This is a genomic window from Microbacterium sp. B24, from assembly GCF_000333415.1.
GTDB lineage: Bacteria > Actinomycetota > Actinomycetes > Actinomycetales > Microbacteriaceae > Microbacterium.
Window position 1 is genome coordinate 1 of the sequence record NZ_BADB01000245.1, and the last position, 1909, is coordinate 1909.

The window sequence follows — 1909 nt, forward strand, 5'->3', positions numbered from 1 at the left end:
AGCAGCGAGGATGCTCGACGCGGGGTGGTCGACCGCGCTCTATCCGGAGGGGACGCGCTCCCTCGACGGGCGTCTGTACAAAGGCCGCACCGGTGTCGCGTTCCTCGCGCTGCAGACCGGCGCACCCGTGATTCCCGTGGGGTTGGTCGGAACGAACGAGATCATGCCCGTCGGAGCGAAGTTTCCCCGCCTGCGCCCGCGGGTGACGGTGCGCTTCGGCGAACCCCTCGACCTCTCTCATCACGGCTCCGCCGACTCCGGGCGCGCCCGCCGTCAGGCGACCGATGAGATCATGGCCGCGATCCACGCGCTCTCCGGCCAGGAGCTGGCAAACGCCTACAACGAGGCTCCGGCGTCCAATCCCGTCGAACGCCTCAAGCAGGTCCTTCCGCACGAACGCCGCTGACCGGGGCATCCGGGGCCACCGTGACGACGGCGTCGTGACGAACCGGGAAGTTGACCGAGTTCGCGATGAAGCACCACTCGTGCGCCTGTGCGTGTGCGGCCTCAGCCGCGGCGACCATGGACGCTGCGGCGACCTCGACCCGCGGTCGCAGCACGACCTCGGTGAAGGCGCCGCCGCCTCGACCGTCTTCGGTCATCCGCCCCGTCGCGTCGTCGGTGTAGGACACGACGACGACACCGGCCTGCACGCAGGCGTGGAGGTAGGACAGCAGATGACACTCCGACAGCGCGGCCAGCAGCATGTCCTCGGGGTTCCACTTCGAAGGATCGCCGCGGAAGGGACGATCGCTCGAAGCCTCCAGAGCCGGCTTGCCGTCGATCGACAGCGTCACCGAGCGGTCGTAGTCGCGGTACCCGCTCGTTCCGGTGCCGCGATTTCCTGTCCACCGCGCCTGCAGTGCGTAACGGTGTTCACCGATCATCTCGCCAGTCTGCCACCCGCAGCGCGGTACGCGGCCGCCAGTTCCGCCAGATGCGCGTGCTCCTCGGCCATGCCGGGGTTGGCGATACGTGGATCGTCGGAGCGTCCTCGGCGGATCATGTCATCGAGGTAGCGTCGGTCCGCGTCGAGGCGAGCACGCGCATCCGCGCCCACGTTTCCGTGACCGGGAACGACCACCGCGGCGCGCGCCGCGAACGGCGCGAGCCGGTCGAGAGCGTCGAGGTAGGCCGGCAGGTCGTCGGGAGAGAACGGCAGCGGCAGTTCGACGTCGCTGAGCATGTCGCCGGCGATCAGCACACGCCGCTCCGGCAGCCACAGCGCCGTGTGTCCCGGCGCGTGACCGTCGTGGACGACCGGCACGATGTGCACCCCCTTCGGCAGACCGTCGGCGGGGAAGCGGTCTCCGATGCCGTTGACACGGCCCATGAGCTCGGCGAACCACGGCGGCGCCTCGTCGTCCAGCGCAGCGACGAGTTCAGCGCGCTGCGAGACGGTGAGCGCGGCAGTGGCGTCGGAGGCCCAGCGCGAGACGTCCCCGAACGCCGGGTGCCACAGCAGATGGTCGTGATGGGCGTGGGTCGCAAAGCCCGCGCGAACGTGCAGCCCGCGGGCGTTCAGCGTGGCTGCCAGCGCGTCGAGCTCGTCCGGGTCCCACGCGGGATCGACGAGCAGAGCCTCGGCTCCACCCACGATGACGGTGCTCGTGGTGGCCATGCGCCGGCTCGTCGCGACCCAGATCCCATCGGCGACCTCGTCCAGCTGGCGCATCCCCGTCTCCTCGGTGGTCCCAGCCGACCCGTTCCGCGGCACGCGAAGAAAGTAGGCTCTTGTGCGTGTCAGATCCTCTCACCGTGTCCCGTCCCTCCGCACCCTCCGGCACCATCGCCGTCACCGATGCGGTGGAACTCGCCGTCGTCGAGCGCAGCGGCTTCATCGAGTCGCGGCACGCCGGAGCGGCGATCGTGCTGGACCCCGAGGGCGTCGTCCAACTGAGCCTCGGCG

General features: G+C 70.1%; 3 protein-coding genes and 1 pseudogene. 2 read left to right on the forward strand and 2 right to left on the reverse strand.

Annotated elements, in window-relative coordinates:
* A partial coding sequence (locus I5I_RS06615) for a lysophospholipid acyltransferase family protein (RefSeq protein ID WP_036317887.1) occupies positions 1 to 406 on the forward strand: 406 nt, incomplete at its 5' end.
* Here I5I_RS06615 and I5I_RS06620 read toward each other — a convergent pair.
* Positions 375 to 887 carry an OsmC family protein gene (locus I5I_RS06620; protein ID WP_036317880.1) on the reverse strand — a complete coding sequence of 171 codons (513 nt, stop codon included), beginning with the start codon at positions 885 to 887 and terminating at the stop codon, positions 375 to 377. The two genes, I5I_RS06615 and I5I_RS06620, sit on opposite strands and share 32 nt — an antisense overlap.
* Positions 884 to 1675, reverse strand: a complete 792-nt coding sequence (locus I5I_RS06625; RefSeq protein ID WP_036317886.1) for an MBL fold metallo-hydrolase — start codon at positions 1673 to 1675, stop codon at positions 884 to 886. The genes I5I_RS06620 and I5I_RS06625 overlap by 4 nt, the downstream gene beginning before the upstream one ends.
* Before the next feature lie 65 nt (positions 1676 to 1740).
* Here I5I_RS06625 and I5I_RS17520 point away from each other — a divergent pair.
* Positions 1741 to 1909 (forward strand): annotated as a pseudogene (locus tag I5I_RS17520) (asparaginase); the annotation flags it as partial.